Origin of the sequence: Deinococcus sp., assembly GCF_030523985.1 — a bacterium.
Classification (GTDB): Bacteria; Deinococcota; Deinococci; order Deinococcales; family Deinococcaceae; genus Deinococcus.
Genome location: NZ_JAUNHK010000013.1, coordinates 1 through 26,057, shown reverse-complemented (window position 1 = coordinate 26,057; position 26,057 = coordinate 1). Strand labels below are relative to the sequence as shown.

Sequence of the window (26,057 nt, the reverse complement as noted above, 5' to 3'; positions counted from 1 at the left end):
AGATGGGCATTATCCCGATGGTGAATTCAGGGTCACGCTTCGTGGTCATCCCTCAGGGATAACTGCTCAGGAATGGCGCACCGATGACATTCAGACGCTTTACCGCGTGGACAGAGGCCGGAGACACCCCCGTTCCGGCTTGACCCCCCACCTTCAGGGCCGCAGACTGAATCTATGGACATGCCACCCCCCGGCACCTGCCACCGCTGCAAGGCGGAAACGCTGCCCTACGCGCAGTACCGCCGCCGCAGCCGCAGACGGGACACGTCCGACCCGACAGTGCAAGACGACCCGTGGGGCTGCCTGAGCACCATCACTCTCTTCGCAGAAGACATTCCCCAGTTCTTCGCCAGCTTCAAGGGCATCACCCGACGACGTGAAATCGCTCGTGCCAGAGCGCAGTATTTCCAGCCGGACGACGTGACGCTGGTCTGTACCGAATGCGAGTGGACGGCAGTCGGAGATGTGCCTCCCTGCTCACCATCTGGCCCCGCCTGACCCCCGTTGACAGAATCGGAAAGCGCTTATAAACTAGCTGAGCTGTTCGGGGCTGTGGCGCAGTTGGGAGCGCGTCTGAATGGCATTCAGAAGGTCAGGGGTTCGAATCCCCTCAGCTCCACCAGAAGAGACGTTGCCTGCGGGCAGCGTCTTTTTTCATTTTATGTTTCCCCCATTTCACCCTGCTTTGATGGAGCCGGCCTACACTGTGCCTCACCGAGCCGCGCACTGCGGTTCCCAAGGAGACGACCATGCCCAATCTCGGCGCACCTGAAATTCTGATGATTCTGCTCGTGGCCCTGCTGATCTTTGGGCCGCGCAAGTTGCCCGAACTGGGCAAGAGCATCGGCGCGGGCCTGCGCGAATTCCGCCGCAGCACCCAGGGCCTCAAGGAAGAGTTCGACGGGGCCATGCAGGGGGTCAACCCTACGGCCCCCGCTCCCGCGCAGGTGCAGGTCATCGCGGCCCAGCCCCAGGTGGAGCAGGCCGCCCCCACGCCCGTCGCGGCAGCAGCCGTGATTCCCCAGCCTGCCGTTACCCAGGCCGCCACGCCTGACCCGGTAGCAGGCCACAAGGAAGCCTAAAACACCGTCCCCGGACGAAACGGAACGCAGCCCCACCCGGTCAGTCGGATGGGGCTGCGCTTCACTGCGTCCTGGTTCAGTCCAAGCGAATCAGGAAGCGTCCGCAGGAAGGGCACTTGACGGGGGGCAGCTTGGCCTGGGCGACTTTTTGCTGCACGTTGACGGGCAACACGACGTTGCAGGCCGAGCAGCGCCCGCCGCGCACTTCGGCGAGGCCCACACCCTTTTTGGCCTTGCGAATCATGTCGTATTCCTTGACGGTGCGGGCGTCCAGGCTGCCGACGAGGTCTGCACGCTCCTGGCGTTCGCCTTCGCCCTGGTCGCGCAGGCCCTGAATACGCTGGTCGTCGCGGTCTTCGAGTTCGCCCAGTTGGGGGCGCAGGGCGCGGTGCTGGTCGCGCAGGCCCGCAGCCTTGTTGGTCAGTTCCTGCACGCGCTCGCGCAGGGGCACCAGGTCTTCTTCGAGTTCCTCGGCCCGTTCTTCGAGCATCTGAATCCGGCTGCCGTACTGACTCTGGGCGCGGGCGTCGAAGGCGTTCTTCTCCTGCTCCTCCTGGGCACGGGCGAGTTGTTCGCGCAGGCTGGCGAGGTCGAGTTCGTGGCGGCGCACCTGTTTTTCGACGCCCTCCAGGGTGATTTCGGTGTCTTCGAGGTCGTTGTTCAGTTTGTCCTGCTCCTGCCGGGCAGCCCGGAGGTCTTCGGGGAAGTTGCCCTCCTCGGCTCGCAGGCGGTCAAGATTCAGGTCAATGGCCTGAATGCGGTGCAGGCGCTGCAGGGGAGTCAGCTCACTCATCGCTTTTCAGTGTACTCCGCCAGTCTGGGAAAGGGCGGGGGCGCGGCGGTACAGCCCGAAATAGGTCGCCAGGATGCTCGCCACGTACATCGCCAGGGTCCAGCCGAACAGGACGTTGAAGGCCGCTGTAAAGGGCAGCGCTCCCCGCACCACGCCCGACAGCACGCTGCTCAGTGCCCAGCCCGCATTCCAAGCAATCATGTTGACCGCCGAGTACATGGGCCTATCGTCTTCAGGCAGCAGCGTCATGGCGTAGGCGCTGTAGACCGGGCCAGCCGCATTCATCAGCGCCCCTCGGGTAAACAGCGCCAGCGTGACCAGCCACAAGAAGGGCGAGAACCCCAGCATCGCCAGAAACGGCAGGCTGCTCACCTGCACGACCAGCACCGCCCGCAACTGGCCCAGCGACCGCACCAGCGCGGGCTGAATCAGCACCGTGACCGCCGTGGCGAGGCTCGTCCAGGCAAACAGGCTGCCCAGGCTGGCGTAGGAAATGTCGAATTTGCCCTCGATAAAGATGTTCAGGAAGGGAATGGTCGCCCCCGCGCCCAGGCCGACCAGCACGTTGGGCAGCACCAGCCGCGCCATGTTCGCCTTGTCACGCACGGCGAACGAGCGCCCGTCGGGACGGGTTTTTCCGGTGGGCCGCAGCGCCAGCACGGGCAGCAGCCCCAACACTTGCAGGGCCGTGGCGACCAGCAGGGCCGCCCGCAGCGCCCCCAAACCGCCCGGCTCGGTAGACGTGGCGGCGGCGTACAGCTCGGGCACGCGCCCGCCGAGCAGGTTGCCCAGAAACCCCGCGCCCGTCATCAGGGCGTTTTGCAGGCTGAAGAGGGTCACGCGGTTGCTCTCGTCGGTGTTGTTCGCCATGAAAGGGCCGCCCGCCACCATCGTCAGCGCCGCGCCTGCGCCCTGCACCGTCACGCCGATAAGCGCCAGCAGCGGCCCCGGCGAAAACGCCAGCAGCGCCGTGCCGACGGCCCCCAGCACCGCCCCGATTTTGAGCGTGTGCGCGTTGCTGATGCGCCGGGCCAGCGCCACCGCCGGAAGGCTCAGCAGCGCCATGCTGACGGCGGGCAGCGCGTTAATCAGCCCTTGCCACGCGGCGTCTAAGCCCAGCGCCCGCAAATAGAAATTGAGAAACAGCGAGGCGAATGCCTGCGACAGCCCGAAGCTGAACACGGCAATGAGGTAGAGCCACAGTTGGCGGGAAAAGCGCCAGTTCATGGGCGGCCCCTTTGCGTAGAGGGTGAAGGGGTGAGGGTGAGGAAAGCTGTATCTCCCCTCCACCCTCTTCGCTTAGCCCTCGGCATGTTCCACCCCCACTTTCGGACAAAACCCCGCCATCGCGCAGACCCCGCACTGCGGCTTGCGGGCGTGGCAGATGCGGCGTCCGTGCAGGATCAGCGCGTGGTGCAAAAAGACCCATTTTTCCCTGGGGAACAGCCTTTGCAGGTCGGCTTCCACCTTGTTGGGGTTGGTCTGTACGCTCAGGGCCAGCCGCCGGGCGAGTCGGCCCACATGGGTGTCCACCGCAATGGCGGGGTAGCCGTAGGCGTTGCTGAGCACCACGTTGGCGGTCTTGCGCCCCGCACCGGGCAGGGCCACCACCGCGCCAAAATCGTTGGGCACCTCGCCGCCGTGCCGCTCGACCAGCAGCCGGGCCAGGGCCGCCAGATTCTTCGCCTTGCCCCGGTACAGCCCGATGGAGCGGATGTAGGGTTCGATGTCCTCGGCACTTGCCGCGCTCATGGCGTGGGCGTCGGGGTAGCGGGCAAACAGCGCGGGCGTGGCGGCGTTCACGCTCACGTCGGTGGCCTGCGCCGACAGCACCGTCGCCACCAGCAACTCGAAGGGCGTGGAAAATTCCAGTTCGGTGCGGGCATCGGGGTAGAGCTGTTCCAGCGCCGACAGCACCTGGGGCGCTCTGGCCCTGGCTCCGGCAGGCAGGCGCGGTGACGAAGAAGTGCGGGAAGGAGAGGGCCGGGTCACAGGGGGCAGGGTACAAGGGGGAAAAGCCACTAAGCCAGAAGGCTTAGGCCTGAGGGCAGATGGCCCGGAGTTACTGCACCGGGTTCAGCGTCAGCGCCGACAGCACCGTGACCGTGAAGCTGAACTGCGCCGTCAGGTCGCCCTGCTGTACCCGTCCGCTGACCTGCACCGCGTAGGCTTCGTCGCGCAGGGCGCTGGTGGGCAGGCCGTCGGGGGCGAGGCGCAATTCACCGTCGTAGACGTAGCGCGAGAGGGTCAGCACCATCTGGCCCGCGCCGCCCACGATTTGCCCAGGCTGCAACACCCGCGCCTGCCGGAAGAAGACCAGATGGCCGTCCTGCACGTTCTCAAAGCGCAGTTGCTGCTCCACCTGAAGCGGCGCACCAATATTGTTCAACCCCGGCAACGTGGCGAAAGGCTGAGGCGGACGCAAGACCTTGACACGAGTAAAGGCTTGTCCCGGTTGCAGTTGAGCGGTGGCGGGGTCGGCGGGCAGGCCAAAGCTGGCGGGGTCGAAGTTGGCGAGCAGTTCGGCGTGGGCGTGGGCCAGTTCTTTCTGAAGCTGGGCCATCAGCGCGGCGATGGGCGCGTCTGCGGGCGACTGCGGGGCGTCGGGTTGGGGGGCGTCGGGTTGGTAAGCCAGCCCCCCGCCAGCGCCCAGGGTACGCAGCGAACGCGACGACACCGTCTTGCCGCCTTCGGTGCTGAGGCTGTTCCAGAGGTAGCGCCCCGGCGTGCCCTCGGCGGGCAGCACCTTGACGAACTGCTTGTAATTGGCGCCGCGTTCGCCCTCGCGTGCCTTGAGCGCCGCCTCGAACTGACCCTGGAAGGCGCTGGCCTGCTGCGGCGTGCCCCCGGTCACTTCGAATTTGACGTTTTCGTAGCGCACGCGGGTCGTCTCGCTCAGGCGGTACTCGCGCAGGGTATCGGCGGGGGCGGCCAGCGCAGAGGACGGCTGGCTCGGCCCGACCACCGGGGCAGGCGGCGCCGGGGTAGGAGCGGCAGCGGGGGCCGAGGCCGGGTCGGAGGGAACAACCTGGGCCTGGGCGCTCGGCAGCCACGCGGCGAGGGCGAGCGTCAGAAGGGCGGCAAAACGCGTCGGCATGGGCCTCAGCGTACCGCGTGCAGCGTTCGGTGGCCCTTGCAGAAGACCTTGTGGAACAAAAAGGGCCTCCGGGAAACCTCCCCGAATGCCCAGGAACCTGCACGGCTACTCGCAGAAAAAAGGCTTTCTCAGCGGGTAAAGTCGGCCCCCGTGTCCAGACCGCGCACCCAGGCCACCAGCAGGTCGATGCAGGCTTTGGCGTCGCGCTCGTCGATCATTTCGCTGGGGCTGTGCATGTAGCGGTTGGGGATGCTGACCACGCCCGAAGGCACGCCCGCACGGGTCATGGTCAGGGCGTCGGCGTCGGTGAAGGTGTAGCGCCCCGTCGCCGAGAGGGTGTAGGGGATATTTTCGCGCTGGGCCGCCTCGGTCAGCTGGCGCACCAGCACCGGGTTGCTCATGGGGCCGACCGCCACGTTCGCACCCGAGCCGAAGGGAGCGGTGCCGTACTTCTTCTCGCTGACGCCGGGCTGCCCCGTTTCGTGGGTCACGTCCACCGCCACGCCTGCTACGGGGTCGAGGCGGTAGGCGCTCGTCTGGGCGCCAAAGACGCCGATTTCTTCCTGACTGGTGCCCACGGCGACCACGCGGTGCTTGAGGTCGTCGCCTGCGAGCTGACGCAGCGCTTCCAGCACGATGAATGCGCCGATGCGGTTGTCGATGGCGCGGCTGACCACCTTGTTGCCGACCATCATCGGCCCCTGCTCGATGACCGCGTAAGTGCCCACGGGCACGAGTTCTTTGACTTCATCGGCGTCCAGGCCCAGGTCAATCCAGAGGTCTTCCAGTTTGCTGGCCTTGCTGCGCTCGTCCTGGTCCATGACGTGAATGGCTTTTTTGCCGATCACGCCGATCAGGTCGCCGCCGGGGGCCAGTACGCGGATGCGCTGCCCGACCAGCACTTGCGGATCCCAGCCGCCCACGCCCAGCACGCTGACCAAGCCCTTGTCGTCCACGTGCGAGACGATCAGGCCGATTTCGTCGAGGTGGCCCATCAGGGCGAGGGTGGGGCCGTCCTCGGGGCCGACTTCGGCGTAGGCGTTGCCGTAATGGTCTTCGCTGACGCGGGCAAAGCTCTGGGCTTCTTTCTTCCACACGTCGGCGGCGCGGCGCTCGAAACCGCTGGGGGCAGCCTGGGACAGCAGCGCGAACAGGAATTCACGGTTGATAGGTGAAGTTGAAGACATGAACCGCAGTCTAGAGCCATAGCATCAGGGCATGTCCTCCTTTCTGCAAGACGTGGTCGTGACGGTCAGGGTCGAACACGTGCCGGGCCAGAGCCACCCACCCCGGCAACTCTTCGTCTACTTCATCACCATCGAAAACCATTCGCCCGATTCCTGGAAGCTGCTCAGGCGGCTGTGGCACATCACCAGCGGCGACGGGCAGACCTTCACCGTCGAAGGCGAGGGCGTGGTGGGCGAGCAGCCGCTGCTGCCCCCCGGTGGGCGCTACACCTACAACTCGTTCGTGACGGTGGACGCCTTGCCGGGCCGCATGGAAGGCCACTACGTCATGCAAAACGCCTGGGGCGAGCAGGCGCGGGTGCCGATTCCGCCGTTTCGCCTGGACGTGCTGCCTGCATCGGGGGAGCGGCTGCTGAACTGAAGCCTGCACCCGCCCGCACGTCAGCTCCGGTGTGGGCGGTGAATTTCGTTGGGGCCAGCGCGATCAGTGTCAGGGCAGCCGCAACACCCGCACATTGCCGTCGCGGGCGCTGAGATAGCTGACCCGCGTGCCGTCGGGACTCACGTTCCAGTCGCCCTGCCGCACCTGATCCCCGAGGTCCCCGAGCGTGGTCCATCTGCCCGTGCCCACGTCGTACTGCCGCAGCAGGTGCACCCGGCCCGAGTCCAGCGGAATGAGCAGCAGGCGCCGGGCGTCGCGCCAGCGGTAGGAACCGAAGTCGCCCAGTTCGCGGGGCGGGCCGCCCGCCGTGTCCTGCAACCACAGGCCATTGCGCTCCTTTCGGTCAAAGGAAATGGTGTAGGCGACCTGTTTGCCGCCGGGACTGAGCTGCACGGCGCGGAAGCCCAGCGCGGTACGCAACACCTTTTTCGCGCCAGTGCGGGTGTCGAGGGTGAACAGCTCGCGGTCCCGGTTGCCCGGCGCACCCTTGCCGCTGAGCAGCAGCGTCTGTTCGTCCAGCCAGCCCACCACCCCGCCGCCGTACACCGTCGCCACCTGACGCGGCGCCCCGAACATGTCGGCCACGAAGATGCGTGTGGCGCGGCGGTCATAGTTGCCGGTGGTGTCGCTGCGGGCGTAGGCGAGCCGATTTTCCGAGGGGGTCCAGGTCACGTCGGCCCGGTCGGTGGGCAGGGTAAACGTGCGCCCATCGGCGAGGCGGCGCAGGGTGGTATTCACGCCGCTGCCGGGACTGACCTGCCACAGCAGCCGGGGCGAATAGAAGGCGACGGTGGCAAAGCGCCGCGTGACCGCTCCCCCACCCGCCGGAACCTGATAGATGGCGGTGCTCGGGCGAGCGGGCGCACCGTCCAGAAACAGCAGTGCCCTCGAATCGGGCGTCCACACGGCCCCCGCGCAGCACCCGCCCGTCAGCACTGCCTGCGAAGGAAGTGACGCGGCCTGGGCACCGTGCAGCGAACCCAGGAGCAGCAGCGCGGCCAGCAGCCCCCTCACCGCGCCCCCCCCGGTGCAGGAGGCCAGGGCCGCCGGAAGTCGTTGAGCAGCGGCCCACCCCGCAGGGCGCCGGGCTGGGTATCCGGGGTCTGCCACTTGCGCGGCTGGTCGAGGTCGTACTCGTACCCGCGCCCGAAGCTGCCCGCCAGCGCGAGGCTGTTCCAGTCGGCGGCAATGTAGGGCACCGGGTTCAGAAACCGCTGGTGCGAACGGTCGCGCAGTTCGAGGTGCAGGTGCGGCGCACTGACGCAGGTGAACTGCGAGTCGCCGCTTTCTCCGATCACCTGTCCCTTTTTCACGCTCTGCCCCACCTTGAGCGCCGAGCGTACCCGCAGGTGCCCGTACAGGCTGGAGAGGTTGCCCGCATGGTCGATGACCACGTTGTGCGGCGGGCTGCCGTGTGGGCCGTCCACTTCGGCCACCACCCCGTCGCCGATGGCCCGCACCGGCGTGCCGCAGGGGGCAGAGAAATCCAGCCCGGCGTGGATGCCTTGCAAGTTGCCGTAGGTGCTGCGGCGCTGGCGGTAAGCCCCGGTGGTGTTGCCGTAGCCCTGCCCCAGCAGCCAGGTGTCGGGGCCGGGCGCACCCGCAAAGGGGAGGCCGAACTGTCCGGCGGGTTTGGCGAGAGCGCTGTCGGGGAGGGGCGTACCGTAGCGGGCAAGGGCGGTGCCGCTCAGTGCCCCCGCCAGCAGCGAGGCCCCCAGCGGCAGGGCCAGCGAAACTCTGGTCATGGGTCTAGGTTGACGCAGCAACGGGCAAGCCGCCGTAGCTCGGCCTACAGGGGCGAGGTGTCCAGCGGGCAGGAACCCCACCCCCTTTGTCCCTTGGGGAAGTGTTAATCTGACCGGGCAGCCCGGTACGCGGCTGACATGACTTTTTTCTTCCTGTCGCGTCCCGCGAGACGCCCCGCTCCTGCCCAGGCCAGCGGTAAGTCCGTCCGAGAGGCGGCACCGGAGGACACATATGCCCATCACCGCGACATTCCAGCGTCGCCCCGAGCCACTGCGGGGGGCGCTTTTCCTACTTTGGGGGAACCAATGAACAAAGGCGAAATGAAGTACGAAGGCAAGGCCAAAAAGGTCTACGCCACCGACAAGCCAAGCGAGTACATCGTCGAGTACAAGGACGACGCCACCGCCTTCAACGCCCAGAAGCGCGGCACCTGGGAAGGCAAAGGCCAGACCAACAACGCGATTACCGCCCACCTGTACCCCCAGCTCGAAGCCGCCGGGATTCCCACCCACTTCATCGAGAAGCTGGACGAGCGCCACCAGCGCGTCAAGGCCGTGACCATCGTGCCTGTCGAAGTCATCGTGCGCAACGTCGCCGCCGGGTCGTTCAGCAAGCGCCTGGGTGTGGAAGAAGGCACGCCGCTGAGCCGCCCCGTGGTGGAATACTGTTACAAGTCCGACGAACTGGGCGACCCGCTGATCAACACCGACACCGCCGTGTCACTCGGCTGGGCCAGCGAAGACGACCTGAAACGCATCCGCGAACTGGCGCTCAAGATTCGGGATTTCCTCGTGCCCTACTTTGAAAAACGCGGCGTGCGCCTGATCGACTTCAAGCTGGAATTCGGCAAGCTGGCGAGCGGCGAAATCGTGCTGGCGGACGAAATCAGCCCCGACACCTGCCGCTTCTGGGACGCGCAAACGAACGAGAAGATGGACAAAGACCGCTTCCGCCGTGATTTGGGCGGCGAGGCTGAGGCTTATGCGGAAATGCTGAAGAGGGTGACGAGCAAGGTGTGAGTCCGTTTCTAGAGGAAGCTCGCTCACAAATCCGCGCAACAGTAGAAATACTGGTCAGCGGCCACTATGAAAGGTTGCTTACTCAGCACCTTCTCCATCCAGAACTACAAGAAATCACGGAAAAGGGATTAGGCGGCCTACCCATTGTCGCAGAGGAAATTCAGCGTTATCCCGGCACAATGACCATGCCACCAGAAACGGCTTTTCAAAGCATTGATTTCTATGCCTTCGATAACGACATTCCTGACCAGTACCTTTTCCAAGTGAACTTCACACTCTGGTTTGATGACGAGCCTTCAGACCTGACCGCCATTTTTAATCCCGATCCGAAAGCACCCCCTCCTGGTCTGCGTTTAAGTGACGTTCACGTTCTTTGAAATTTGAAATAAGGAAAAACCATGCCCAACTACCAAGCCAAAATCTACGTCACCCTCAAGCCTTCCATTCTCGACCCGCAGGGCCGCACCGTCGAGCGTGCCCTGAGCCACCTGAACCACAGCAACGTGGGCAGCGTCCGCATCGGCAAATACATTGAGCTGAACCTGACGGGCGAACGCGCCGACGTGGAAGCGCAACTCAAAGACATCGTGGAAAACGTGCTGAGCAACCCCATCATGGAAGACGCCCGCTGGGAGCTTGCCGAGGCATGAAAACCGCCGTTATTCAATTCCCTGGCTCCAACTGCGACGCCGACGCGCTGCACGCGGCCAAGCTGCTGCTGGACGACAGTGCCCAGTTTGTCTGGCACACCGAAACCAAGCTCCCCGAAGGCACCGAACTGGTGTTCCTGCCCGGCGGCTTCAGCTACGGCGACCACCTCCGCAGCGGCGCGATTGCGGCCCGCAGCCCCATCATGAACGCGGTCAAAGCCCACGCCGAAGCGGGCGGGTACGTGCTGGGCGTGTGCAACGGCTTTCAGGTGCTGACCGAAAGCGGCCTGCTGCCGGGTGCGCTGAGCCGCAACAAGGAACTGCATTTCATGTGCAAGCCCGTGCATCTGCGCGTGGAGAACAACCAGACTGCCTTTAGCCGCGCCTACGCCGAGGGGCAGACCCTCGAAATCCCCATCGCGCACGGTGAGGGCAACTACTACGCCGACGCCGCCACCATTGCCGAACTGGAGGAGCAGGGCCGCGTGGTCTTTCGCTACGCCGACAATCCCAACGGCAGCCTCAACGACATTGCGGGCATCGTCAACGAGCGCGGCAACGTGCTGGGCATGATGCCCCACCCCGAGCGGGCCGTGGAGCTTTTGCTGGGCAGTGAAGACGGCAAGGGCGTGTTTGAAAGCTTGAAGGTGAAATAGTACGACTTCTCGCAGTATGGTAACTTAGAGTATGACGGCTATTCCTTTGTTCAATCTGGGCAAATACCTGCAAGAGCATGGGCTGACGGCTTATGCGCTGGTCAAAGAGGTTGAGGGCCAAGTGCCTGCCAGCACGGTCTACGGCTTGGCCCGAAAGCCTGCCCAGCGCATTGACCTGCCGACGGTCTACACCTTGCTGGACGCTCTGGAACGGTTGCGGGGCAAGAAGGTAGAGCTAGGCGAAGTGGTCGAGCGGCTGGAACGGCAGGCAAATGCGTCCCCAAAACCTTCTGCAACTGCGCCGAATCTTGACAAGACCTTCCGTTACAGCGGCTCCGGCAAACGCCTCGGCCTACCGTCTGGTACTGTGTCCCGCCTGATTTCTGAAGGGCGTGAACCTTGACCGTTTTGTATCTGGATTCCAATGCCCTCGCCAAGTTGTATTTAGACGAGGACAATACAGAGCAGCAAAGGGTCATTGATTTGCTGGGTGAATACCCGAAGGTTGCCACCTGCGTTATCGCTTACGCCGAAGTCACAGGCATTTTCGCTCGCCTTTTTCACGAAGGCGTTTTTGATGAAGCCGACTACACCGACAAGCTGGAGCGGTTTTCCAACGATTGGGAGACGGTCATCGTGCTGGACGTGACCCCAGAAGTGAATACCCGCGCCGCCCAAGTCATGAAAGCCCAACGCGGCCTCCGCGCTATGGACGCCCTGCATCTCGCTTCAGCCCTCGCCCTGCGCGGGAGCGTCAGCCTGCGCTTCGTCACCTTCGACGCAAGGCTAGAGGAAGCGGCGAAGAAGCTGATGCCGGAGGCAGTGGCGTGAGCGGAAAGAGCGCCGAAATATGTTTATTAGATTTGAAGGCAGACACCGCTGAGTTTGATGCCTTGGTCGAATTTTCTGCTCAAATTTTCGGATATGACGAGCAAATGGCGGCTGGTTTTTTCGATGAAAAACTATCAATGCCTCAGTCGAAAGGTTTTGTCGCGGTCTTAGATAGCGGCAAACCCGTGGGATATGTCATTGGACACAAGGCGTCAAAATGGCTGGATTCTCGATTTGCGCCAAGGCTTCAAAGTTTCGAATCGCAACTGAGCTCCAAACCGTATTGGGAGATAGTAGAACTTTACGTCCAGCCCGAATTTCGAAATCTAGGTATTGGGAGCCGTTTGTTATGTGAAGTGAGCGCGATTCATCCAGCCGAACATTTCTTAGCTCGTGCACAAGCTAATTCTGATTTTGCGCGCCTCCTTGTTTCAAAAGGCTGGAAATTTGAATTTGAGTTCTTGATTCATAAGCGCGCGGATCCTCTGTGCCTCCTCAGTCGTAAACCGTTTCAGGAAGAACCCTATCTTCTTAAGGAGCCAACCCCATGACCCAACCCACTAAATCCCTCCGTGACCAAGCCGCCACTTTTGGCCTCACCACCGAAGAATTTGACCTCGCCGCTGAGCAACTGGGCCGCGAACCCAACGCGCTAGAAGCCGCCATTGTCGGCGCGATGTGGTCTGAACACTGCGGCTACAAAAACAGCCGCCCCCTCTTCCGCGCCTTTCCCACGACTGGCCCCCAAGTGCTGCAAGGCCCAGGCGAAAACGCGGGCGTGGTGGACATCGGCGACGGCTGGGGCGTGGCGTTCAAGATGGAGTCGCACAACCACCCCTCCGCCGTGGAACCTGTGCAGGGCGCGGCGACGGGCGTGGGCGGCATCCTGCGCGACATTTTTGCGATGGGTGCTCGGCCCTTTGCGGTGCTGGACAGCCTGCGCTTCGGCAACCCCGACAGCCCCCGCACCAAGTTTCTGGTGAACGGCGTGGTGGAGGGCATCGCGCACTACGGCAACGCGATTGGCGTGCCCACCGTGGGCGGCGAAGTCACCTTTCACCCCAGCTATCAGGAAAACCCGCTGGTCAACGTGATGGCCCTCGGCCTGCTGCGCCACGAAGACCTCGCCAAGGGCACGATGGGCGAAGTCGGCAACAAGATCATCTACGTCGGCTCCAAGACGGGCCGCGATGGGCTGGGCGGCGCGGTGTTCTCGTCGGCTGACCTGTCCAACGCTTCGCAGGCCGACCGCCCCGCCGTGCAGGTGGGCGACCCCTTCATGGAAAAACTGCTGCTGGAAGCCACGCTGGAGGCGATTCAGGCGGGTCTGGTGGCAGGCGTGCAGGACATGGGCGCGGCAGGTCTGGTCTCGTCCACCTGTGAAATGGCCTACCGCGCTGGCCTGGGCATCACCATGAACCTGGACGACGTACCCACCCGCGAGGAGGGCATGGTGCCGATGGAATTGTGCCTGTCCGAGTCGCAGGAGCGCATGATTCTGGTGCCCGTCCCCGGCAAAGAGCAGGAACTGTTTGACCTGCTGGCGAAATGGGAACTGGACGTGGTGGACATCGGCGAGGTGGAGGCCCATGACCGCTACCGCCTGACGTGGCGCGGCGAAACCGTGTGCGACCTGCCTGTCGCCATGCTGAACGAAGCGCCCAAATACACCCGCGAGGGCGTGGAATCGGCAGACATCAAGGCCGCCCGCGAACGCGACCTCAGCGGCGTACCCGTTCCCGCCGACCTAGGCGCGGTGCTGGCGGATTTGCTGTCTCATCCGACGATTGCCAGCAAGCGCCCCATCTTTGAGCGCTACGACCATCAGGTGATGACGAATACTGTGGTCGTCCCTGGGGCAGCCGACGCCGCCGTGCTGCGCGTGAAAGGCTCGGGCATGGGCGTGGCAGCGACCTCCGACTGTAACCCCCGCTTCGTGCAGCTTGACCCGTACACGGGCGCTGCCGCCGCTGTCGCTGAAGCCGCCGTGAATCTCGCCTGCGTGGGCGCGACGCCGCTGGCGATTACCGACAACCTCAACTTCGGCAACCCGCACCGCCCCGAGGTCTACTACCAGCTTCAGCAGGCCGTGCAGGGCATCGCCGACGCCTGCCGCGCCCTGAACACCCCCGTCACGGGCGGCAACGTGAGCCTGTACAACCAGTACACCGCAGGCGACGAGCGCGTGGCGATTCACCCCACCCCGACCATCGGCATGGTGGGCGTGCTGCCCGACGCAGAAAAACGCGCTACCCTCAACCTGAAAGCGGCAGGCCAGACGCTGATTCTGCTGAGCCAACATGCGAATAGCATCGGCGCAAGCCAGTATCTGGAAACCGTTCACGGCTTGGAAGCGGGACAGGTGCCCGCCCTTGACCTCGCCGCCGTGCAGAAGGTGGTGGACGGCACGCTGGCCCTCATCCGCGCAGGGCTGACCGACACCGCCCACGACTGCGCCGAAGGTGGTCTGGCGGTGGCGCTGGCAGAAATGGCGATTGCTGGCAATCTGGGCCTGAAGGTAACGCTGGACGCCCCCGAAGAAATTCGCGCCGATGCCCTGCTGTTCGGTGAAGGCCACGGGCGCGTGATTGTCGCCGTAGCCGACCAAGCCGCCGCCAAAGCCAAACTGGAAGAACTCGGCGTGCCTTACGCGGTGCTGGGCGAAACGCTGGATGTGCCTACCGTCACGGTGTCCGCACCCGCGCAGCACCTACACTTGAGCGTGAACTTGCAAACGCTGAAAACCGCCTGGGAAGAGCCTCTGAAGGGGATTCTGGGGTGAAAGTGACCCCTCGCGCCCCTCACCCCTGCCTACGGCAGGCCCTCTCCCCAAGGAGAGGGTCGGTTCTTCCCCTCTACCAAGGGGAGAGGGGCCTTGCGCAGCAAGGGGGTGAGGGGTCACTTCAACTCCCCCTCAATCACTTCCAAAACCCCAATCATATTTCCCAGCACTTCGTTGTTCCAAAAGCGAACCACTTTGAATCCAGCCGCGTTGATGTAGGCCGTTCGCTCGGCGTCGTACAGGCGGGCGGATTCTTCGGCGTGCTGCCCACCATCCAATTCCACGACCAGCCCTTTGGTAATACAGGCAAAATCAGCGATGTACGGCCCAATAGGATGCTGCCGCCTGAATTTGTGGCCTAACTTGCTGCCCCTTAGCTCATGCCAAAGCTTGTCTTCCGCCTCCGTCTGATTGCGCCGCAATTGCCGCGCCCTCTCTGTCCGAGTTGCCCCCATGTGGGGAGTAAAGACCCCTCACCCCTTGCTTCGCAAGGCCCTCTCCCCAGGGAGAGGGGGAGAACTGACCCTCTCCTTGGGGAGAGGGCCTGCCGCAGGCAGGGGTGAGGGGTCTTCTCAGGAGCCATCCATGCTTAACCACGACCTCAACGACTTCAACCTCGACAAGCCCCGCGAAGAATGCGGCGTGTTCGGCATCTATTCCCCCCAGCCCAACGACCTCGCCTGGATGACCTACCTGGGCCTCTTCGCCCTGCAACATCGCGGGCAGGAAGCGGCGGGCATGTGCGTCAGCGACGGCGACAAATTCCATGTGGAAAAGGACTTGGGCCTGGTCACGCAAGTCTTCGACGAGCGGCGTCTCGACAGTGTGCGCCTGCCCAACGCCCGCGTCAGCATCGGGCACGTGCGCTATTCGACTACGGGGAGCAATCTGCGCTTCAACGCCCAGCCGCTCACCACCCGTACCAACAAGGGCATCTTGGGCCTCGCGCACAACGGCAACTTTGTGAACGCGCTGGAAGTCCGCGCCGAAATGCTGGCGGAAGGCGCCCTCTTCCAGACCACCAACGACAGCGAAGTGATGCTGAATCTGGTGGCCCGCGAGAGTGCCAAAGACCTCGTGGAAGCCACCGTCCACGCCATGAGACGCCTGAAAGGGGGCTACGCCTGCGTGCTGATGAGCCGCACCCAGTTGCTCGGCTTTCGAGACCCGCACGGTGTTCGCCCGCTGGTGCTGGGGCAGCGGGAAGACGGCGCGTATGTGCTGGCCTCCGAACCCTGCGCCCTGTACGCGGTGGGCGCGAAGCTGCTGCGCGACGTGCAGCCCGGCGAACTGGTCAGCATTGACCGCGAAGGCGTGCATTCCATCATGGTGGAACCGGGGCAGCCCACGCCCTGCTCGTTCGAGTGGATTTACTTTGCCCGCTCGGACAGCCGCTTGGACGGTATTGATGCCCACGAAAGCCGCATCCGCATGGGTGAGCAACTGGCCCGCGAAAAGCCCGTCGAAGCCGACATCGTGGTGCCCGTGCCCGACTCCGGCATCGGCGCGGCCATCGGGTACGCCCGCGAAAGTGGCATTCCGTTCGACTACGGCCTCTACAAGAACCCCTACGCAGGCCGCACTTTCATCGCCCCCACGCAGGAAGCCCGCGAACTGAAGGTCAAGATGAAGCTCTCGCCCACCAGCGCCGTGCGGGGCAAGCGTGTGATTCTGGTGGACGACTCTATCGTGCGCGGCACCACCAGCCGCCAGATCGTGAACCTGCTGCGCGAGGCGGGAGCCACCGAGGTGCATTTCCGCGTGTCCAGCCCGCCGATTACGCACCCGTGCTTTTACGGCATCGACACCGCCGCCCGCAAAGAACTGGTCGCCAGCACGCACAGCATTGAGGAAATCCGCGAACTGATCGGGGCCGACACCCTCGCCTTTATCAGCGAAGGCGGCCTGCGGGAAGCCATCGGCGGCCCCGGCTTATGCTCGGCGTGCTTTACCGGGGATTACCCGGCTGGCACGCCGTTACTGAACGATGTGGATAAGTTGGCGTTGGAAGGGTGAGACAATTGCACAAGAGGACTCTTCGCATTGGCGAGAAGAATGTGCTTAGATGTCTCAAGCAAAATGTAATCAAAAAGGCGTCGTTTTGCTAGTTACGTAATGTGGGAGGTCTACTATGCTTATGGCCGCACAACCACGAGATAGTATAGGAAATGGCAGCTTTAGACTATTTTTGGAAATCAAAGCGGAAAATAAAACTGCCCCAGACTACCTTAAAGATCGAGCAAATGAGATCATGTTATCCGCATTAAAAATTGCCGAAACTGGCAGAATCGATAAGGATTTTAGCAAGGATGCACTGAGCTTGGCTGTATCAATCAAATCCGACAGTTTTCTGTCAACGACTCTGCGATCTCTAAAAGATATCGATGACCTTAGTGAAGAAGCTGTAGCAGCGCTACTTAAACACATGGGGCCAAAGTTTGCTCGCCTATTCTGATCTCTTGTTACTTTCTGGGAATCTCACTGCTTTAAGTGAGATTCCATACTTTAACCCCAAAATCTATAACTATATAGATGACTTAAGGGTCTCCCTAAACTATTGTATAGAAAATTTCGATGACATTCATCCTAAAATAATATCGAGCATATCGGCCATGATTTGGTCATCGTACAATCATATATCAAACAGCAACACGAAGGAGATTCCATACGAGATGGAATACCTTCTTCAATTGTCATTAAATCTATTTATAAAGCAAGACGCGGTGATAATTACTGCATTTACCAACAATAATACGTCGTTCTACTTTTCAAATATTAATGTTATAAGTGAGATCAAATCACTTTTACCTGATATTAAGCTGACTAGCGAGGACATTCCGATTATACAGATTGCTATGCCATCATTCTATTCTAAGAACGCACTATATATGATACCAATGTATCACGAATTGGGCCACTTTATTGATCGTCAATTTAGCATAAGCGAATATATGCTCTTGACTGCAAATCCGACAGTCATATCCTATCTTGATCTCCCTCAAGAATTTAATGATCTGAGTCAGGACGGGAGGAATTTTGTTCTTAGACACCATTTTAGTGAATATTTCTGTGATACCTTTGCGGCATGTTTTGTTGGAGAAACAATCACGGATTTCCTATTTGAATTAGGTGCATCTGATCTTGATTCGGCGACTCACCCAGCTACCAGCAAACGCAGTGAACATGTGAAGAATTTTCTAAGTTCAAGGGAAACCCCGTTGACCTCATTTTTAAACGAGGCTATTTCTGCACTAGGAATGCAAAAGCTGAATACTTTTTTCTCTGCTCCAGATATAGTTACCCACCTCAATGAGACGGTTACCTTTCCAATTAAGAGTACAGAAGAAGCTCATGGTACGCTAGTCTCATACTGGGGATTTCTAAAAAGAGCCTATAGAGACACCGATCTGAAAAACTATTCTCAAGTTTTTAGAGTCACGAATGATTTGGTTATTAAGTCCATAAGAAACTTCTCAATAAGAGAGAGGTGGAGTTTTGTCAATTCTAACTCGTCAGGAACTTAGAGAAATAGTGAATTCTGAAACGGATGGGGTTCTTATAGACCCTCTTCTTGAAGAAGGACAAATTGGCAATATTTCGGTAGATTTGCGGCTTGGGTATGACTTCCTTGTTTCTGTAAATACTAGGTCCTCCTATATATCAATTACCAAAGATAATAATTTTAGGAATACTACATCGTACTTCCAGAAAACACGACGCGATCTTGGCGAAGGCTTTTTGGTATACCCAAGCCAGCTTGTTCTGACAACTAGCCTGGAGTATATCAAGCTACCTAGTAATGTGTATGCAGAAGTTATAACCAGGAGCAGCTACAATAGGCTAGGTATTCGCATAGCTACGACATTGCAGCCGGGATTCAGAGGCTGCATCCCCATCGAGATAGCAAACGATAGCAATAACCCAGTAGAGTTAATAGTCGGGAGCAGAATAATTCAGGTAAAGCTATACAATATATCTGAAGATCTTATCTATGATGAGGATAGTCGAAAGTATTATGGAGATACTTCCCCAACTGCTTCGAAAGCCGCTGAAGATAGAGATATACCTATTCTAAGAGCAATGCAGCGAAAGTAGCGAAAAAAATTATGTTCCCCCTCCACTCCCAAATCCACCCTGGCCTGACCGTGGACATCGTGCAAAAGCATGACCAGCCCACCGGAAAACTCACACGCGGCATCGTTTCTTAACTCCTCACGCCCAAGCCTTCGCACCCGCACGGCATCAAGGTGCGCCTGACGACGGGCGAAGTGGGGCGGGTGCAGGCCATCACACCCCCGAATGCAGCGGTGGAGCAGTAAGGTAGACGCGAGATGACGGCTCCCCGGTTGACCCCCGCCCAGCGCACCAACTTTTTGCCGCTGACCGCCTGGGGGTACTCGTGGTGGCGCAGGCATTCGCTGTCGCTGCTATCGGGGCAGGCATTTTCTCTGGAGCGGGAAGCGCGGCTGTTTCTGGCGCTGTGCCGCCCGCAGGCGGGGGAAAGCTGGCTGGACGCTGGCACCAGCACGGGCTTTTACGCGGGCGTGCTGGTCGGGCAGGGGTGCCGGGTGCGTGCCGCCGACCTCAGTGCGGCGATGCTGCGGCAGGCGCAGCGGGAACAACCCTCGGCGCGAATCGTCTGGGAACAGGTCAACCTGGAAGCGGCGGGGGCCGGGGGCAGCCCGAGCTACGACGGCATCACGGTGGGGGCGACACTCAACGAAACGGCGCAGCCGGCGCTGTTCTTGACCCAATTGGAGCGGCGGCTCCGGCCAGGGGGGCAACTCTGGCTGATGTGGGCCGCCCCGACGGGAGGCGCACTCCAGGGAGGACTGGGACGGTGGGGTGGGCTGTTCTTCCCCGACCTGACCTGGGTCGAGCGGCACCTGCCCGGCTGCGTGCTGGGCGACGCCTTCGGGGTGGGCGGCGTGCAGTTTGCCCGACTGGTGCGGCGGTAGAGAAGATAAGAGAAGATAGAGCAAAGGCGTCTATCCTCTCCCCATGCGCCTGCTGCTTATCCGTCATGCCCAGTCCACCAACAACCTGCTGTATGCCGAAACCGGGCAGACTACGGGCCGCTCGCACGACCCACCGCTGACCCCGCTGGGCTGGCAGCAGGCGCAGGCGTTGGCCGAGTTTGCCCGCACCGACCCGACCTTTCAGGCGGTCACGCACCTGTATTGCAGCCTGACCACGCGGGCGGTGCAGACGGCGGCTCCCCTGGCGGCGGCGCTGGGACTGGGCGTGCAAGGGCTGGCCCATGCCCACGAAACCGGGGGGCTGTTTGTGCGTGACGAGGCGGGCGTGGGCTACGGCGTACCGGGCAAGACCCACGCCGAACTGCTGACCGAGAACCCGGCTTTGCGCTGGCCTGCCGACCTGAGTGCCGCCGAAGCCTGGGCCGGGGGCTTCGAGCGCGAAGGCGACGAGGCGGCGTTTCTGGCGCGGGCGGCTCGGGTGCTGGAAGACCTGCGCGCCGCGCATGGCCCCGACGATGTGGCGGCGCTGGTCACGCATGGGCATTTCACGCAGTTTTTGCTGCGGTCACTGCTGGGACACGGCGCAGCGTATTTCATGGTCTACAACACCTCGACCACCCTGCTGACCCTGCCTGCCCCCGATGCCCCCCCCGACTGGGGGCCGCTGGTGGGCTGGGTCAACCGTTTCGACCACCTCGGGGCCGATTTGCTCAGTCAATAAAGACTTCTCGGCAGTCAGAGGGTTGTCAATCTGCCCGGCTACCCTGAACAGTTGTGAAGGCGTCCAGTTCAACCGCCACACATCGGCGGCCTGTGCCCACGCTGCGGCGGCGCATGATTGCGTGGCTGTCGGCGCTCTTCACGGTTTTTCACCTCGCGATTTTGCTGCTGCCCGACTCGGCGCTCTATCCGTCCGGTCTGATTCACTGGCCCGCCACCTTAGGACTGCTGGGCAGCTTGGCGGCGTACTGGTTCAACCGTCAGCCCGGCGGGTGGCTCGCCGTGCGCCTTCTCAGCCTCGGCATAGCGGCCATCTGGCTGGGCACCGACGTTTACGGGGGCGTGCTGCTGCACCGGGGCGTTACGGCCTGGATGGTGCTCGACACCGTGCTGATGACCATGATTTTCTTTTCGCTGCTGCCGCTGCGTCAGGCCGTGGCCGGGGGGGTCGTCTGTTACCTGCTGTTTCTGGTGGCGGCGGGGCTGGCCGGAGAGCGTGACCCCGTGTTGCTGGCGCTGGTGGGACTGACCGGCGGCGTCACCCTCTACCTGACGGTGCACGGCCAACTGATTTCACAAGAAAGGCTCCACAACGAGGTGCTGCGCTGGCAGGTGCAGCACGACGGATTGACCGGAGCCATGACCCGTCAGGCACTGATCGAGCAGGTCGAACCCCATCTGGGCGGCCCTCACCTGCTGCTGCTGCTCGACCTTGACCATTTCAAGCAGGTCAATGACCGCTTCGGCCATCAGGCAGGCGACGAGGCGCTGCGGCACGTCACGCGGGTGATGCAGGCGCAGGTCGGGCCGGATGACCTGGTGTGCCGCTGGGGGGGTGAGGAATTCGCGGTGTTTCTGCGCAATGTCACCCCGGCGCAGGGCGTCACCGTGGCACAGCAGATTCGTGAAGGGGTGAGCCGCAGTCAGCCGCCGGGCCTGCCCCCCCTGACGGTGAGCATAGGGGTCGCGTCTTTTCTGCACGCCTACGACCTGGCTGGGGTGGTCGCCCAGGCCGACCTGAGGCTTTACCAAGCCAAAGCCCGGGGCCGCAATCAACTGGTGACTGGGAACGACGGATAATTAGAGCATTTGACATAAGGATGGATTGGCCTCTTCTGACCCTCTCCCTTGATGGGGGACTTGCAAAGCTGCGAAGCAGAGGGCCTTGCGAAAGCTTGGGGAGGGGGGTGTCTTTTCATGTCAAATGCTCTGATAGGGCTTCAAAAAACAGTTTGGATACCCGAACTATTTTTTCGGAGCCGTATCAGCCGCAGAAAACCCAGTCCGGCATGCCCCTGTTCAGGGAGCCGGACTGGGTTGTTGAGGGCGTTTCTGGCTCAGCCCTGAGCGCTGGCTTCGGGCTTGAGGTCGACCTGCGCCTCGATTTCCTTCTGGGTCACGGGTTCGCCGAGGGCGTCGGCAATGACCTTGGCCTGTTCCTTGGTGTGTACGCTGGCGTAGCCGACGGCGGTGCTGGCGCTGCGGGGGCGGCTGGCATGGGTCAGCGTCTGACCGGGTTGCAGGCAGTTTTCCAGGTCTTCCCAGATCATCAGCCACGCGCCCTGGTTTTCGGGTTCTTCCTGGGCCCACACCACCTGAGCGCCGGGGTGCTTGGCGAGTTCGGCCTTCACCTCGTCCATCGGGAAGGGGTAGAGCTGTTCGAGGCGAATCAGGGCGGTTCCGGCGTAGCCTTCCTTGTCCTTGTCGCGGGCTTCATGCAGTTCCCAGTGCAGTTTGCCACTGCTCAGAATCACGCGGCGGGCGTTTTGCACGTCGCTGTCGCCGATGACTTCCTGGAAGACGCCGTCGGTCAGGTCGCTCAGGGGCGACATGGCGAGCTTGTTCCGCAGCAGGCTCTTGGGCGTCATCACGATCAGGGGCTTGCGGTAGGGGCGCAAGACCTGACGGCGCAGCAGGTGGAAAATCTGGGCGGCGCTAGAAGGCACCACGACCTGCATGTTCTTCTGGGCGCAGAGTTGCAGGTAGCGCTCCAGGCGGGCGCTGGAGTGTTCGGGGCCGGCACCTTCGTAGCCGTGCGGCAGCAGCATGGTCAGGCCGCTGAGGCGCTGCCACTTGCTTTCGCCCGCGCTGAGGAACTGGTCAACGACCGCCTGCGCGCCGTTGGCAAAGTCACCGAACTGCGCTTCCCACAGCACCAGGCTCTTGGGTTCAGAAGTCGAGAAGCCGTACTCGAAGGCCAGAATCGCTTCTTCGGAGAGGGTCGAGTCAATGACTTCCACCTGACCTTGGCCTTCGCGCAGGTGGGCCAGCGCCATGTATTCCTCGTTCAGCGGGTCTTGCGCGTCCTGGTTGTGCAGCACGGCGTGACGGTGAACAAACGTACCGCGCCCGGAGTCCTGACCGACCAGGCGCACGCCGTAGCCTTCGTCCAGCAGCGAGGCGTAAGCCAGCATTTCGCCCATGCCCCAGTCCAGGGGCTGCTCGCCCTTGCTCATGGCTTCACGCGGCTTGATGACCGTGCGCTCAATGGTGCGGTGAACCTTGAAGCCTTCGGGCACCTGCGTCAGCTTGAGGCCCAGTTCGCGTAGCTTGGCTTCAGGCACCGCCGTCGCCACCTCGTCGGCCTTCCAGTGCGTGCCGGTGTAGTCGCTCCAGTCCACCGCCAGCTTGCTCTGCTCCAGGTTTTCCATTTCCTCGACCACGGTTTCGCCCCGGTCGAGGCGGTCACGGAAGTCGTTCACCAGGCTGTCGCCGCCGCCCGCTGCCAGCACGCCTTCTTTTTCCAGTTGGGCAGCGTAGAGGGCGCGGGTGCCGGGGTGCTGGTCGATTTCGCGGTACATGACAGGCTGGGTCATGCGCGGCTCGTCGCCTTCGTTGTGACCGTTGCGGCGGAAGCCGATCAGGTCGATAAACACGTCCTTGCCGAATTCCTGACGGTAGGCGATGGCGAGGTCGCCGCAAAACGCCACCGCTTCCACATCGTCGCCGTTGACGTGCAGCACGGGCGCATTGGCGATCTTGGCGACATCGGTGCAGTAGCGGCTACTGCGGGTGTCGCGGGGGTCGGAGATGGTAAAGCCGATCTGGTTGTTGATGACGATACGGATGGCCCCGCCCGTCGTAAAGCCGCGCAGACGGCTGAAGTTCAGGGTTTCCATCACCACGCCCTGACCCGACACCGCCGCGTCGCCGTGAACGGTAATGGGCAGAACCTGCTTGCGCTCGCTGTCGCCCCGGCGATCCTGACGGGCACGCACCGAGCCGTGAACGACAGGCGACACGATTTCCAGGTGCGAGGGGTTGAAGGCCAGCGCCATGTGAACCGGGCCGCCGGGCGTGCGCACGTCGCTGGAATAGCCCATGTGGTACTTCACGTCACCCGCGATATCGGGGTCGTCGCTGAGCTTCTTCTTGCCGTCGAATTCGTCGAACAGCACGCCGCTGGGCTTGCCGAAGATGTTGACCAGCGTGTTCAGGCGGCCACGGTGCGCCATGCCCACCACGACTTCCTTGACGCCGTACTTGGCCCCCGCCTGCTGAATGATGCGGTCCATCAGCGGAATGAAGCTCTCGCCGCCTTCCAAGCCGAAGCGCTTGACGCCGGGGTAGCGGTTTTTGAGGTACAGTTCCAGCCCCTCGGCGGCGTTGAGCTTGTGCATAAGGCGCTGCTTTTCTTCTTTGCTGAGGCCATAGCGGCCCTGGCCCTGACCCTTTTCGATGCGCTCTTGGAACCAGGCGCGTTCCTTGGCGGGCAGGTAGTTGTACTCGAAGCCGATGGAGCCGCAGTAGGTGTCCTGAAGCTGACCGATAAAGTCGCGCAGGGTGCCGCTGAAGGGGCCGTCTTGCACCTGCTCGTTCAGGTCGGCTTCGGACAGGCCGTAGAACTCGGGGGTCAGTTCGGGCACCACCGGGATGCCGCGCAGCTTGAGCGGGTTGGTCTTGGCGCTGATGTGGCCGTACACGCGGTAGGCGGTGACCAGAGCACCCGCCGCCTGCTGTGCGCCGCTGACGCCCTGGGGCACGGGCACCACGGCCCCGCCCCGGCGCTGGGTGCCGAGTTCGTAGAAGCGCTGCTGCACCTCGCTGTGAACGCGGTCTTTCGCGCCGCCGCGCAGGTCGTCGAAATAGCTGCGCCACTCGGCATCCACCGAGGAAGGGTCTTGCAAGTAGCTCTCGTACAGCCCCTCGATGAAGGCGGCGTTTCCACCCCACATCATCGTCTGGGTCGGCTCGTCGTGCGACTGGGTCATAAGTCTAAGGATACGCCGTTCGCCCTCTTTTTTGGGCGGGCCGTGTCACCGTTTGGAGGGACTGGACAGGGGGGCCGGGGGCAAAAACATGAGAAGCGCGGGCCAACTCTTCTCCGCGCTTCTTCCGGGTGGTGGACTGGTTTTACATGCTGGTCACAGGCGTCGCCGTATGCAGCCAGAAGTCCCAGGCAGCCGTGCTGCGCGAGAGGCGCTGGAAGGTGCTGCTTCCCAGCGGGCGGTAGACGTAGTGCTCGGCGCGGGTCCAGCCCTGGTTCAGTGTCCAGACGTGGTGCATGGCGGGCGTTTCGGTGTCGAACTCGACCTTGACGGCTTTTTCGGCGTAGGCCACGCGGTCATGGGTCATGCGGTCGAGCCACTCGCCCTCGTCGGGCTTGCCATTGGTGTTCTTGTCCTGAAACATGCCCCATTTCAGGAACAGCAGCGGCTCGGTGGTCACGCCGGTGTTCAGCTTGATGGGAGCGGCGCGGCTCGACAGACTGCGCCAGTCGTTCAGGTCAGGGGCAAAAGACATGGCCCCCTCGCTCACGGCCTTCTGGTAGACCACTTCGCCGCCCTCGGTGCTGAGGGTCAGGTAGGTGTTGGCTGGGGCGGCGTCAAAACGCACCGTGATGCCCGTCGCCAGTGGGGGCAGGCCGCCGAGGTCGGGCGCTGAGCCGTTCTGGCCGCAGGAGACGAGCGCCGAGGTGAGCACGATGCCGCCCAGCAGCGCCTTGATGGAAAGTCGTTTCATTGCTTGCCTCCGGTGACGCTCATGCTGGTGAAGTAATCGCTGGGTCGGTGCATGGTGCGGGCCAAGTTGAGCTGGCTGTCGTCCACGCTGTTCCGAATGACCTGATAGGTATTGGGCGTACTGCTGGGGTTGAGCACCAGGTGCGTGACCAGGCTCCAGCCTGCGCGGCGGCTACCCGTTTCCTGCGAGGTCACGGTGGCATCCCCGTCTTTGCCGCTGAAGGTCGAGGTGTAGGTATACGCTTCACTGGCGTAGCTGTAGGTGTCGTGGGTCAGGTAGCGCAGGTTGGCGGTGGTGGGGTCGCCCGCCATCTGGGCAGGGTCGTACGCCACGAAATTGATGTCGCAGCTTCGCACGCTGGCAGGCTTGGTGACTTGCTTGACCTTGTCGGCACGGTAGGGCAGGCAGTTCTGGTCAGAGATCACCTTGTCGAGCTGCGCCTTGTAGAGGGTCACGCTGCCCTCGCTGCCGTAGACATACCCCAGCGTGTTGTCCACGCGCTTTTGAATCACGTTTCCGGCAGTGTCACGGGTGGTGTAGAGCGCCGCCACCGACAGCTTCTCGGTAGCCGAATCGGCGGGTAAGGTGAACTTAACCGTTACAGGTTTTTCGTAGGGGGGGCGAACAGGAAAGCAGGAGGACAGCAGGCCCATCATGCATAGGCCTGCGCCCGCCAGCACCAGACGGCTGGAGGTTTTCATAACGTCCTCACTATAACAACAGGAACCGACTCTTTGACAAGAGAGGACGGTTCCTAGCAATAAATCTCGATATTCAATCAATCAGAATGAGATCAGCAGCAAGGGATTCCGGCTTCTTTTAACCTCTGATACGGCTTCGAAAAATAGTTTGGGCATCCGAACTATTTTTCCGAGCAGAGCGAGAAGAAGAAAAAGCGGGGCTGGGCGACGCGGACTTGCAAAGCTGCGCAGCAGAGCACATTCGGGCGCTTTCCTCGGATGTGCGGAGTAAAGCCCAGTTCCGTATGAGGCAATGAAAGAGGGTTGCGGCTTTCTCGCCCGCAACCCCCTCCAGCGCTCAACTCTCGGCCTGTCCTACACGCCCAGGTAGGCACTCCGCACCCGGTCATCGTTCATGAGTTCCTGCGCGG

At 62.1% G+C, this 26,057-nt stretch carries 29 protein-coding genes, 1 tRNA gene and 1 pseudogene; 20 read left to right on the top strand and 11 right to left on the bottom strand.

Going from position 1 to position 26,057, the window contains the following annotated elements; all coding sequences use genetic code 11:
- Positions 1 to 174: 174 nt before the first annotated feature.
- The 3 genes from Q4C89_RS03800 to Q4C89_RS03790 all read left to right on the top strand — a co-directional run bounded on the left by Q4C89_RS03800 (position 175) and on the right by Q4C89_RS03790 (position 1,082).
- A complete protein-coding gene (locus Q4C89_RS03800; RefSeq protein WP_303101274.1) occupies positions 175 to 498 on the top strand; it encodes a hypothetical protein in 324 nt (107 codons plus the stop codon).
- Between the two features lie 48 nt (positions 499 to 546).
- Positions 547 to 622 (top strand) — tRNA-Ala (locus Q4C89_RS03795).
- A 127-nt stretch (positions 623 to 749) separates the two neighbouring features.
- On the top strand, positions 750 to 1,082 hold the full coding sequence (locus tag Q4C89_RS03790) for a twin-arginine translocase TatA/TatE family subunit (protein WP_303101273.1): 333 nt from the start codon (positions 750 to 752) through the stop codon (positions 1,080 to 1,082).
- A gap of 76 nt (positions 1,083 to 1,158) precedes the next feature.
- On the opposite strand, the gene Q4C89_RS03785 is transcribed toward Q4C89_RS03790, so the two are convergent.
- The 5 genes from Q4C89_RS03785 to Q4C89_RS03765 all read right to left on the bottom strand — a co-directional run bounded on the left by Q4C89_RS03785 (position 1,159) and on the right by Q4C89_RS03765 (position 6,159).
- Positions 1,159 to 1,875, bottom strand: coding sequence for a zinc ribbon domain-containing protein (locus Q4C89_RS03785; RefSeq protein WP_303101272.1), 717 nt, complete (start codon positions 1,873 to 1,875; stop codon positions 1,159 to 1,161).
- Between the two features lie 6 nt (positions 1,876 to 1,881).
- Positions 1,882 to 3,102: an MFS transporter gene (locus Q4C89_RS03780; RefSeq protein WP_303101271.1), complete on the bottom strand. Its 1,221-nt coding sequence runs from the start codon at positions 3,100 to 3,102 to the stop codon at positions 1,882 to 1,884.
- Positions 3,103 to 3,174: 72 nt separating this feature from the next.
- Positions 3,175 to 3,867, bottom strand: a complete 693-nt coding sequence (gene nth, locus Q4C89_RS03775) for an endonuclease III (RefSeq protein WP_303101270.1) — start codon at positions 3,865 to 3,867, stop codon at positions 3,175 to 3,177.
- A 70-nt stretch (positions 3,868 to 3,937) separates the two neighbouring features.
- Positions 3,938 to 4,972 (bottom strand): hypothetical protein, encoded by a 1,035-nt coding sequence (locus Q4C89_RS03770; protein ID WP_303101269.1) that lies wholly within the window; start codon positions 4,970 to 4,972, stop codon positions 3,938 to 3,940.
- Positions 4,973 to 5,100: 128 nt separating this feature from the next.
- Entirely contained in the window at positions 5,101 to 6,159 is a 1,059-nt protein-coding gene (locus tag Q4C89_RS03765) for a M42 family metallopeptidase (RefSeq protein WP_303101268.1), read from the bottom strand.
- Between the two features lie 31 nt (positions 6,160 to 6,190).
- On the opposite strand from Q4C89_RS03765, the gene apaG reads away from it, so the two are divergent.
- Positions 6,191 to 6,580 (top strand): Co2+/Mg2+ efflux protein ApaG, encoded by a 390-nt coding sequence (gene apaG / locus Q4C89_RS03760; protein ID WP_303101267.1) that lies wholly within the window; start codon positions 6,191 to 6,193, stop codon positions 6,578 to 6,580.
- A gap of 69 nt (positions 6,581 to 6,649) precedes the next feature.
- Here the strand turns inward: apaG and Q4C89_RS03755 are convergent, their stop codons facing one another.
- Together Q4C89_RS03755 and Q4C89_RS03750 are read right to left on the bottom strand one after the other, a co-directional pair.
- Complete coding sequence (locus tag Q4C89_RS03755) at positions 6,650 to 7,615, bottom strand: hypothetical protein (protein WP_303101266.1); 966 nt, start codon at positions 7,613 to 7,615, stop codon at positions 6,650 to 6,652.
- A complete protein-coding gene (locus Q4C89_RS03750) occupies positions 7,612 to 8,346 on the bottom strand; it encodes a M23 family metallopeptidase (RefSeq protein WP_303101265.1) in 735 nt (244 codons plus the stop codon). The genes Q4C89_RS03755 and Q4C89_RS03750 overlap by 4 nt, the downstream gene beginning before the upstream one ends.
- A 306-nt stretch (positions 8,347 to 8,652) precedes the next feature.
- On the opposite strand from Q4C89_RS03750, the gene purC reads away from it, so the two are divergent.
- The 8 genes from purC to purL are packed head-to-tail and all read left to right on the top strand — an operon-like array spanning position 8,653 to position 14,285.
- Positions 8,653 to 9,366, top strand: coding sequence for a phosphoribosylaminoimidazolesuccinocarboxamide synthase (gene purC, locus Q4C89_RS03745; RefSeq protein ID WP_303101264.1), 714 nt, complete (start codon positions 8,653 to 8,655; stop codon positions 9,364 to 9,366).
- Complete coding sequence (locus tag Q4C89_RS03740) at positions 9,363 to 9,743, top strand: hypothetical protein (RefSeq protein WP_303101263.1); 381 nt, start codon at positions 9,363 to 9,365, stop codon at positions 9,741 to 9,743. Before purC ends, Q4C89_RS03740 begins: the two co-directional genes overlap by 4 nt.
- Before the next feature lie 21 nt (positions 9,744 to 9,764).
- On the top strand, positions 9,765 to 10,016 hold the full coding sequence (gene purS, locus Q4C89_RS03735; protein WP_303101262.1) for a phosphoribosylformylglycinamidine synthase subunit PurS: 252 nt from the start codon (positions 9,765 to 9,767) through the stop codon (positions 10,014 to 10,016).
- Positions 10,013 to 10,672 carry a phosphoribosylformylglycinamidine synthase subunit PurQ gene (gene purQ / locus Q4C89_RS03730; protein WP_303101261.1) on the top strand — a complete coding sequence of 220 codons (660 nt, stop codon included), beginning with the start codon at positions 10,013 to 10,015 and terminating at the stop codon, positions 10,670 to 10,672. Before purS ends, purQ begins: the two co-directional genes overlap by 4 nt.
- A 31-nt stretch (positions 10,673 to 10,703) precedes the next feature.
- Positions 10,704 to 11,075 (top strand): hypothetical protein, encoded by a 372-nt coding sequence (locus Q4C89_RS03725; protein WP_303101260.1) that lies wholly within the window; start codon positions 10,704 to 10,706, stop codon positions 11,073 to 11,075.
- Positions 11,072 to 11,503 (top strand): type II toxin-antitoxin system VapC family toxin, encoded by a 432-nt coding sequence (locus Q4C89_RS03720; RefSeq protein WP_303101259.1) that lies wholly within the window; start codon positions 11,072 to 11,074, stop codon positions 11,501 to 11,503. Before Q4C89_RS03725 ends, Q4C89_RS03720 begins: the two co-directional genes overlap by 4 nt.
- Complete coding sequence (locus Q4C89_RS03715; RefSeq protein ID WP_303101258.1) at positions 11,500 to 12,054, top strand: GNAT family N-acetyltransferase; 555 nt, start codon at positions 11,500 to 11,502, stop codon at positions 12,052 to 12,054. Before Q4C89_RS03720 ends, Q4C89_RS03715 begins: the two co-directional genes overlap by 4 nt.
- Entirely contained in the window at positions 12,051 to 14,285 is a 2,235-nt protein-coding gene (gene purL, locus Q4C89_RS03710; protein WP_303101257.1) for a phosphoribosylformylglycinamidine synthase subunit PurL, read from the top strand. Before Q4C89_RS03715 ends, purL begins: the two co-directional genes overlap by 4 nt.
- 116 nt (positions 14,286 to 14,401) lie before the next feature.
- On the opposite strand, the gene Q4C89_RS03705 is transcribed toward purL, so the two are convergent.
- The gene (locus tag Q4C89_RS03705; protein ID WP_303101256.1) at positions 14,402 to 14,740 is read right to left on the bottom strand and encodes an endonuclease domain-containing protein; all 339 of its coding nucleotides are present in this window, start codon (positions 14,738 to 14,740) and stop codon (positions 14,402 to 14,404) included.
- A 130-nt stretch (positions 14,741 to 14,870) separates the two neighbouring features.
- Here Q4C89_RS03705 and purF point away from each other — a divergent pair, with 130 nt between their 5' ends.
- The 8 genes and pseudogenes from purF (at position 14,871) to Q4C89_RS03665 (ending at position 21,064) form a co-directional block, all read left to right on the top strand.
- Positions 14,871 to 16,301 (top strand): amidophosphoribosyltransferase, encoded by a 1,431-nt coding sequence (purF, locus tag Q4C89_RS03700; RefSeq protein ID WP_303101255.1) that lies wholly within the window; start codon positions 14,871 to 14,873, stop codon positions 16,299 to 16,301.
- Between the two features lie 121 nt (positions 16,302 to 16,422).
- Complete coding sequence (locus Q4C89_RS03695) at positions 16,423 to 16,740, top strand: hypothetical protein (RefSeq protein WP_303101254.1); 318 nt, start codon at positions 16,423 to 16,425, stop codon at positions 16,738 to 16,740.
- A 217-nt stretch (positions 16,741 to 16,957) separates the two neighbouring features.
- Positions 16,958 to 17,809 carry a hypothetical protein gene (locus Q4C89_RS03690; protein ID WP_303101253.1) on the top strand — a complete coding sequence of 284 codons (852 nt, stop codon included), beginning with the start codon at positions 16,958 to 16,960 and terminating at the stop codon, positions 17,807 to 17,809.
- 7 nt (positions 17,810 to 17,816) lie between these two features.
- On the top strand, positions 17,817 to 18,380 hold the full coding sequence (dcd, locus tag Q4C89_RS03685; RefSeq protein ID WP_303101252.1) for a dCTP deaminase: 564 nt from the start codon (positions 17,817 to 17,819) through the stop codon (positions 18,378 to 18,380).
- Positions 18,381 to 18,391: 11 nt separating this feature from the next.
- Positions 18,392 to 18,604: pseudogene (locus Q4C89_RS03680) on the top strand (YwbE family protein).
- Positions 18,605 to 18,616: 12 nt separating this feature from the next.
- Positions 18,617 to 19,243: a bifunctional 2-polyprenyl-6-hydroxyphenol methylase/3-demethylubiquinol 3-O-methyltransferase UbiG gene (locus Q4C89_RS03675; RefSeq protein ID WP_303101251.1), complete on the top strand. Its 627-nt coding sequence runs from the start codon at positions 18,617 to 18,619 to the stop codon at positions 19,241 to 19,243.
- A gap of 43 nt (positions 19,244 to 19,286) precedes the next feature.
- Complete coding sequence (locus tag Q4C89_RS03670; RefSeq protein ID WP_303101250.1) at positions 19,287 to 19,985, top strand: histidine phosphatase family protein; 699 nt, start codon at positions 19,287 to 19,289, stop codon at positions 19,983 to 19,985.
- Positions 19,986 to 20,038: 53 nt separating this feature from the next.
- Positions 20,039 to 21,064 carry a GGDEF domain-containing protein gene (locus Q4C89_RS03665; RefSeq protein ID WP_303101249.1) on the top strand — a complete coding sequence of 342 codons (1,026 nt, stop codon included), beginning with the start codon at positions 20,039 to 20,041 and terminating at the stop codon, positions 21,062 to 21,064.
- 257 nt (positions 21,065 to 21,321) lie between these two features.
- On the opposite strand, the gene Q4C89_RS03660 is transcribed toward Q4C89_RS03665, so the two are convergent.
- The 3 genes from Q4C89_RS03660 to Q4C89_RS03650 form a co-directional block, all read right to left on the bottom strand.
- On the bottom strand, positions 21,322 to 24,195 hold the full coding sequence (locus Q4C89_RS03660) for a 2-oxoglutarate dehydrogenase E1 component (protein ID WP_303101248.1): 2,874 nt from the start codon (positions 24,193 to 24,195) through the stop codon (positions 21,322 to 21,324).
- A 142-nt stretch (positions 24,196 to 24,337) separates the two neighbouring features.
- A complete protein-coding gene (locus tag Q4C89_RS03655; protein ID WP_303101247.1) occupies positions 24,338 to 24,946 on the bottom strand; it encodes a hypothetical protein in 609 nt (202 codons plus the stop codon).
- The gene (locus Q4C89_RS03650; RefSeq protein ID WP_303101246.1) at positions 24,943 to 25,647 is read right to left on the bottom strand and encodes a hypothetical protein; all 705 of its coding nucleotides are present in this window, start codon (positions 25,645 to 25,647) and stop codon (positions 24,943 to 24,945) included. Before Q4C89_RS03650 ends, Q4C89_RS03655 begins: the two co-directional genes overlap by 4 nt.
- Positions 25,648 to 26,057: the final 410 nt, after the last annotated feature.

Bases quoted from the DNA above. Each gene is read 5' to 3' on its own strand.
- Q4C89_RS03660 (WP_303101248.1), bottom strand. From the start codon at position 24,195: ATGACCCAGTCGCACGACGAGCCGACCCAGACGATGATGTGGGGTGGA.
- Q4C89_RS03750 (WP_303101265.1), bottom strand. From the start codon at position 8,346: ATGACCAGAGTTTCGCTGGCCCTGCCGCTGGGGGCCTCGCTGCTGGCG.
- Q4C89_RS03675 (WP_303101251.1), top strand. From the start codon at position 18,617: ATGACGGCTCCCCGGTTGACCCCCGCCCAGCGCACCAACTTTTTGCCG.
- purL (WP_303101257.1), top strand. From the start codon at position 12,051: ATGACCCAACCCACTAAATCCCTCCGTGACCAAGCCGCCACTTTTGGC.
- apaG (WP_303101267.1), top strand. From the start codon at position 6,191: ATGTCCTCCTTTCTGCAAGACGTGGTCGTGACGGTCAGGGTCGAACAC.
- Q4C89_RS03770 (WP_303101269.1), bottom strand. From the start codon at position 4,972: ATGCCGACGCGTTTTGCCGCCCTTCTGACGCTCGCCCTCGCCGCGTGG.
- Q4C89_RS03800 (WP_303101274.1), top strand. From the start codon at position 175: ATGGACATGCCACCCCCCGGCACCTGCCACCGCTGCAAGGCGGAAACG.
- purF (WP_303101255.1), top strand. From the start codon at position 14,871: ATGCTTAACCACGACCTCAACGACTTCAACCTCGACAAGCCCCGCGAA.
- Q4C89_RS03690 (WP_303101253.1), top strand. From the start codon at position 16,958: ATGGAATACCTTCTTCAATTGTCATTAAATCTATTTATAAAGCAAGAC.
- Q4C89_RS03670 (WP_303101250.1), top strand. From the start codon at position 19,287: ATGCGCCTGCTGCTTATCCGTCATGCCCAGTCCACCAACAACCTGCTG.
- Q4C89_RS03785 (WP_303101272.1), bottom strand. From the start codon at position 1,875: ATGAGTGAGCTGACTCCCCTGCAGCGCCTGCACCGCATTCAGGCCATT.
- purQ (WP_303101261.1), top strand. From the start codon at position 10,013: ATGAAAACCGCCGTTATTCAATTCCCTGGCTCCAACTGCGACGCCGAC.
- Q4C89_RS03695 (WP_303101254.1), top strand. From the start codon at position 16,423: ATGGCCGCACAACCACGAGATAGTATAGGAAATGGCAGCTTTAGACTA.
- Q4C89_RS03725 (WP_303101260.1), top strand. From the start codon at position 10,704: ATGACGGCTATTCCTTTGTTCAATCTGGGCAAATACCTGCAAGAGCAT.
- Q4C89_RS03650 (WP_303101246.1), bottom strand. From the start codon at position 25,647: ATGAAAACCTCCAGCCGTCTGGTGCTGGCGGGCGCAGGCCTATGCATG.
- Q4C89_RS03655 (WP_303101247.1), bottom strand. From the start codon at position 24,946: ATGAAACGACTTTCCATCAAGGCGCTGCTGGGCGGCATCGTGCTCACC.
- Q4C89_RS03780 (WP_303101271.1), bottom strand. From the start codon at position 3,102: ATGAACTGGCGCTTTTCCCGCCAACTGTGGCTCTACCTCATTGCCGTG.
- Q4C89_RS03765 (WP_303101268.1), bottom strand. From the start codon at position 6,159: ATGTCTTCAACTTCACCTATCAACCGTGAATTCCTGTTCGCGCTGCTG.
- purC (WP_303101264.1), top strand. From the start codon at position 8,653: ATGAACAAAGGCGAAATGAAGTACGAAGGCAAGGCCAAAAAGGTCTAC.
- Q4C89_RS03705 (WP_303101256.1), bottom strand. From the start codon at position 14,740: ATGGGGGCAACTCGGACAGAGAGGGCGCGGCAATTGCGGCGCAATCAG.
- purS (WP_303101262.1), top strand. From the start codon at position 9,765: ATGCCCAACTACCAAGCCAAAATCTACGTCACCCTCAAGCCTTCCATT.
- Q4C89_RS03790 (WP_303101273.1), top strand. From the start codon at position 750: ATGCCCAATCTCGGCGCACCTGAAATTCTGATGATTCTGCTCGTGGCC.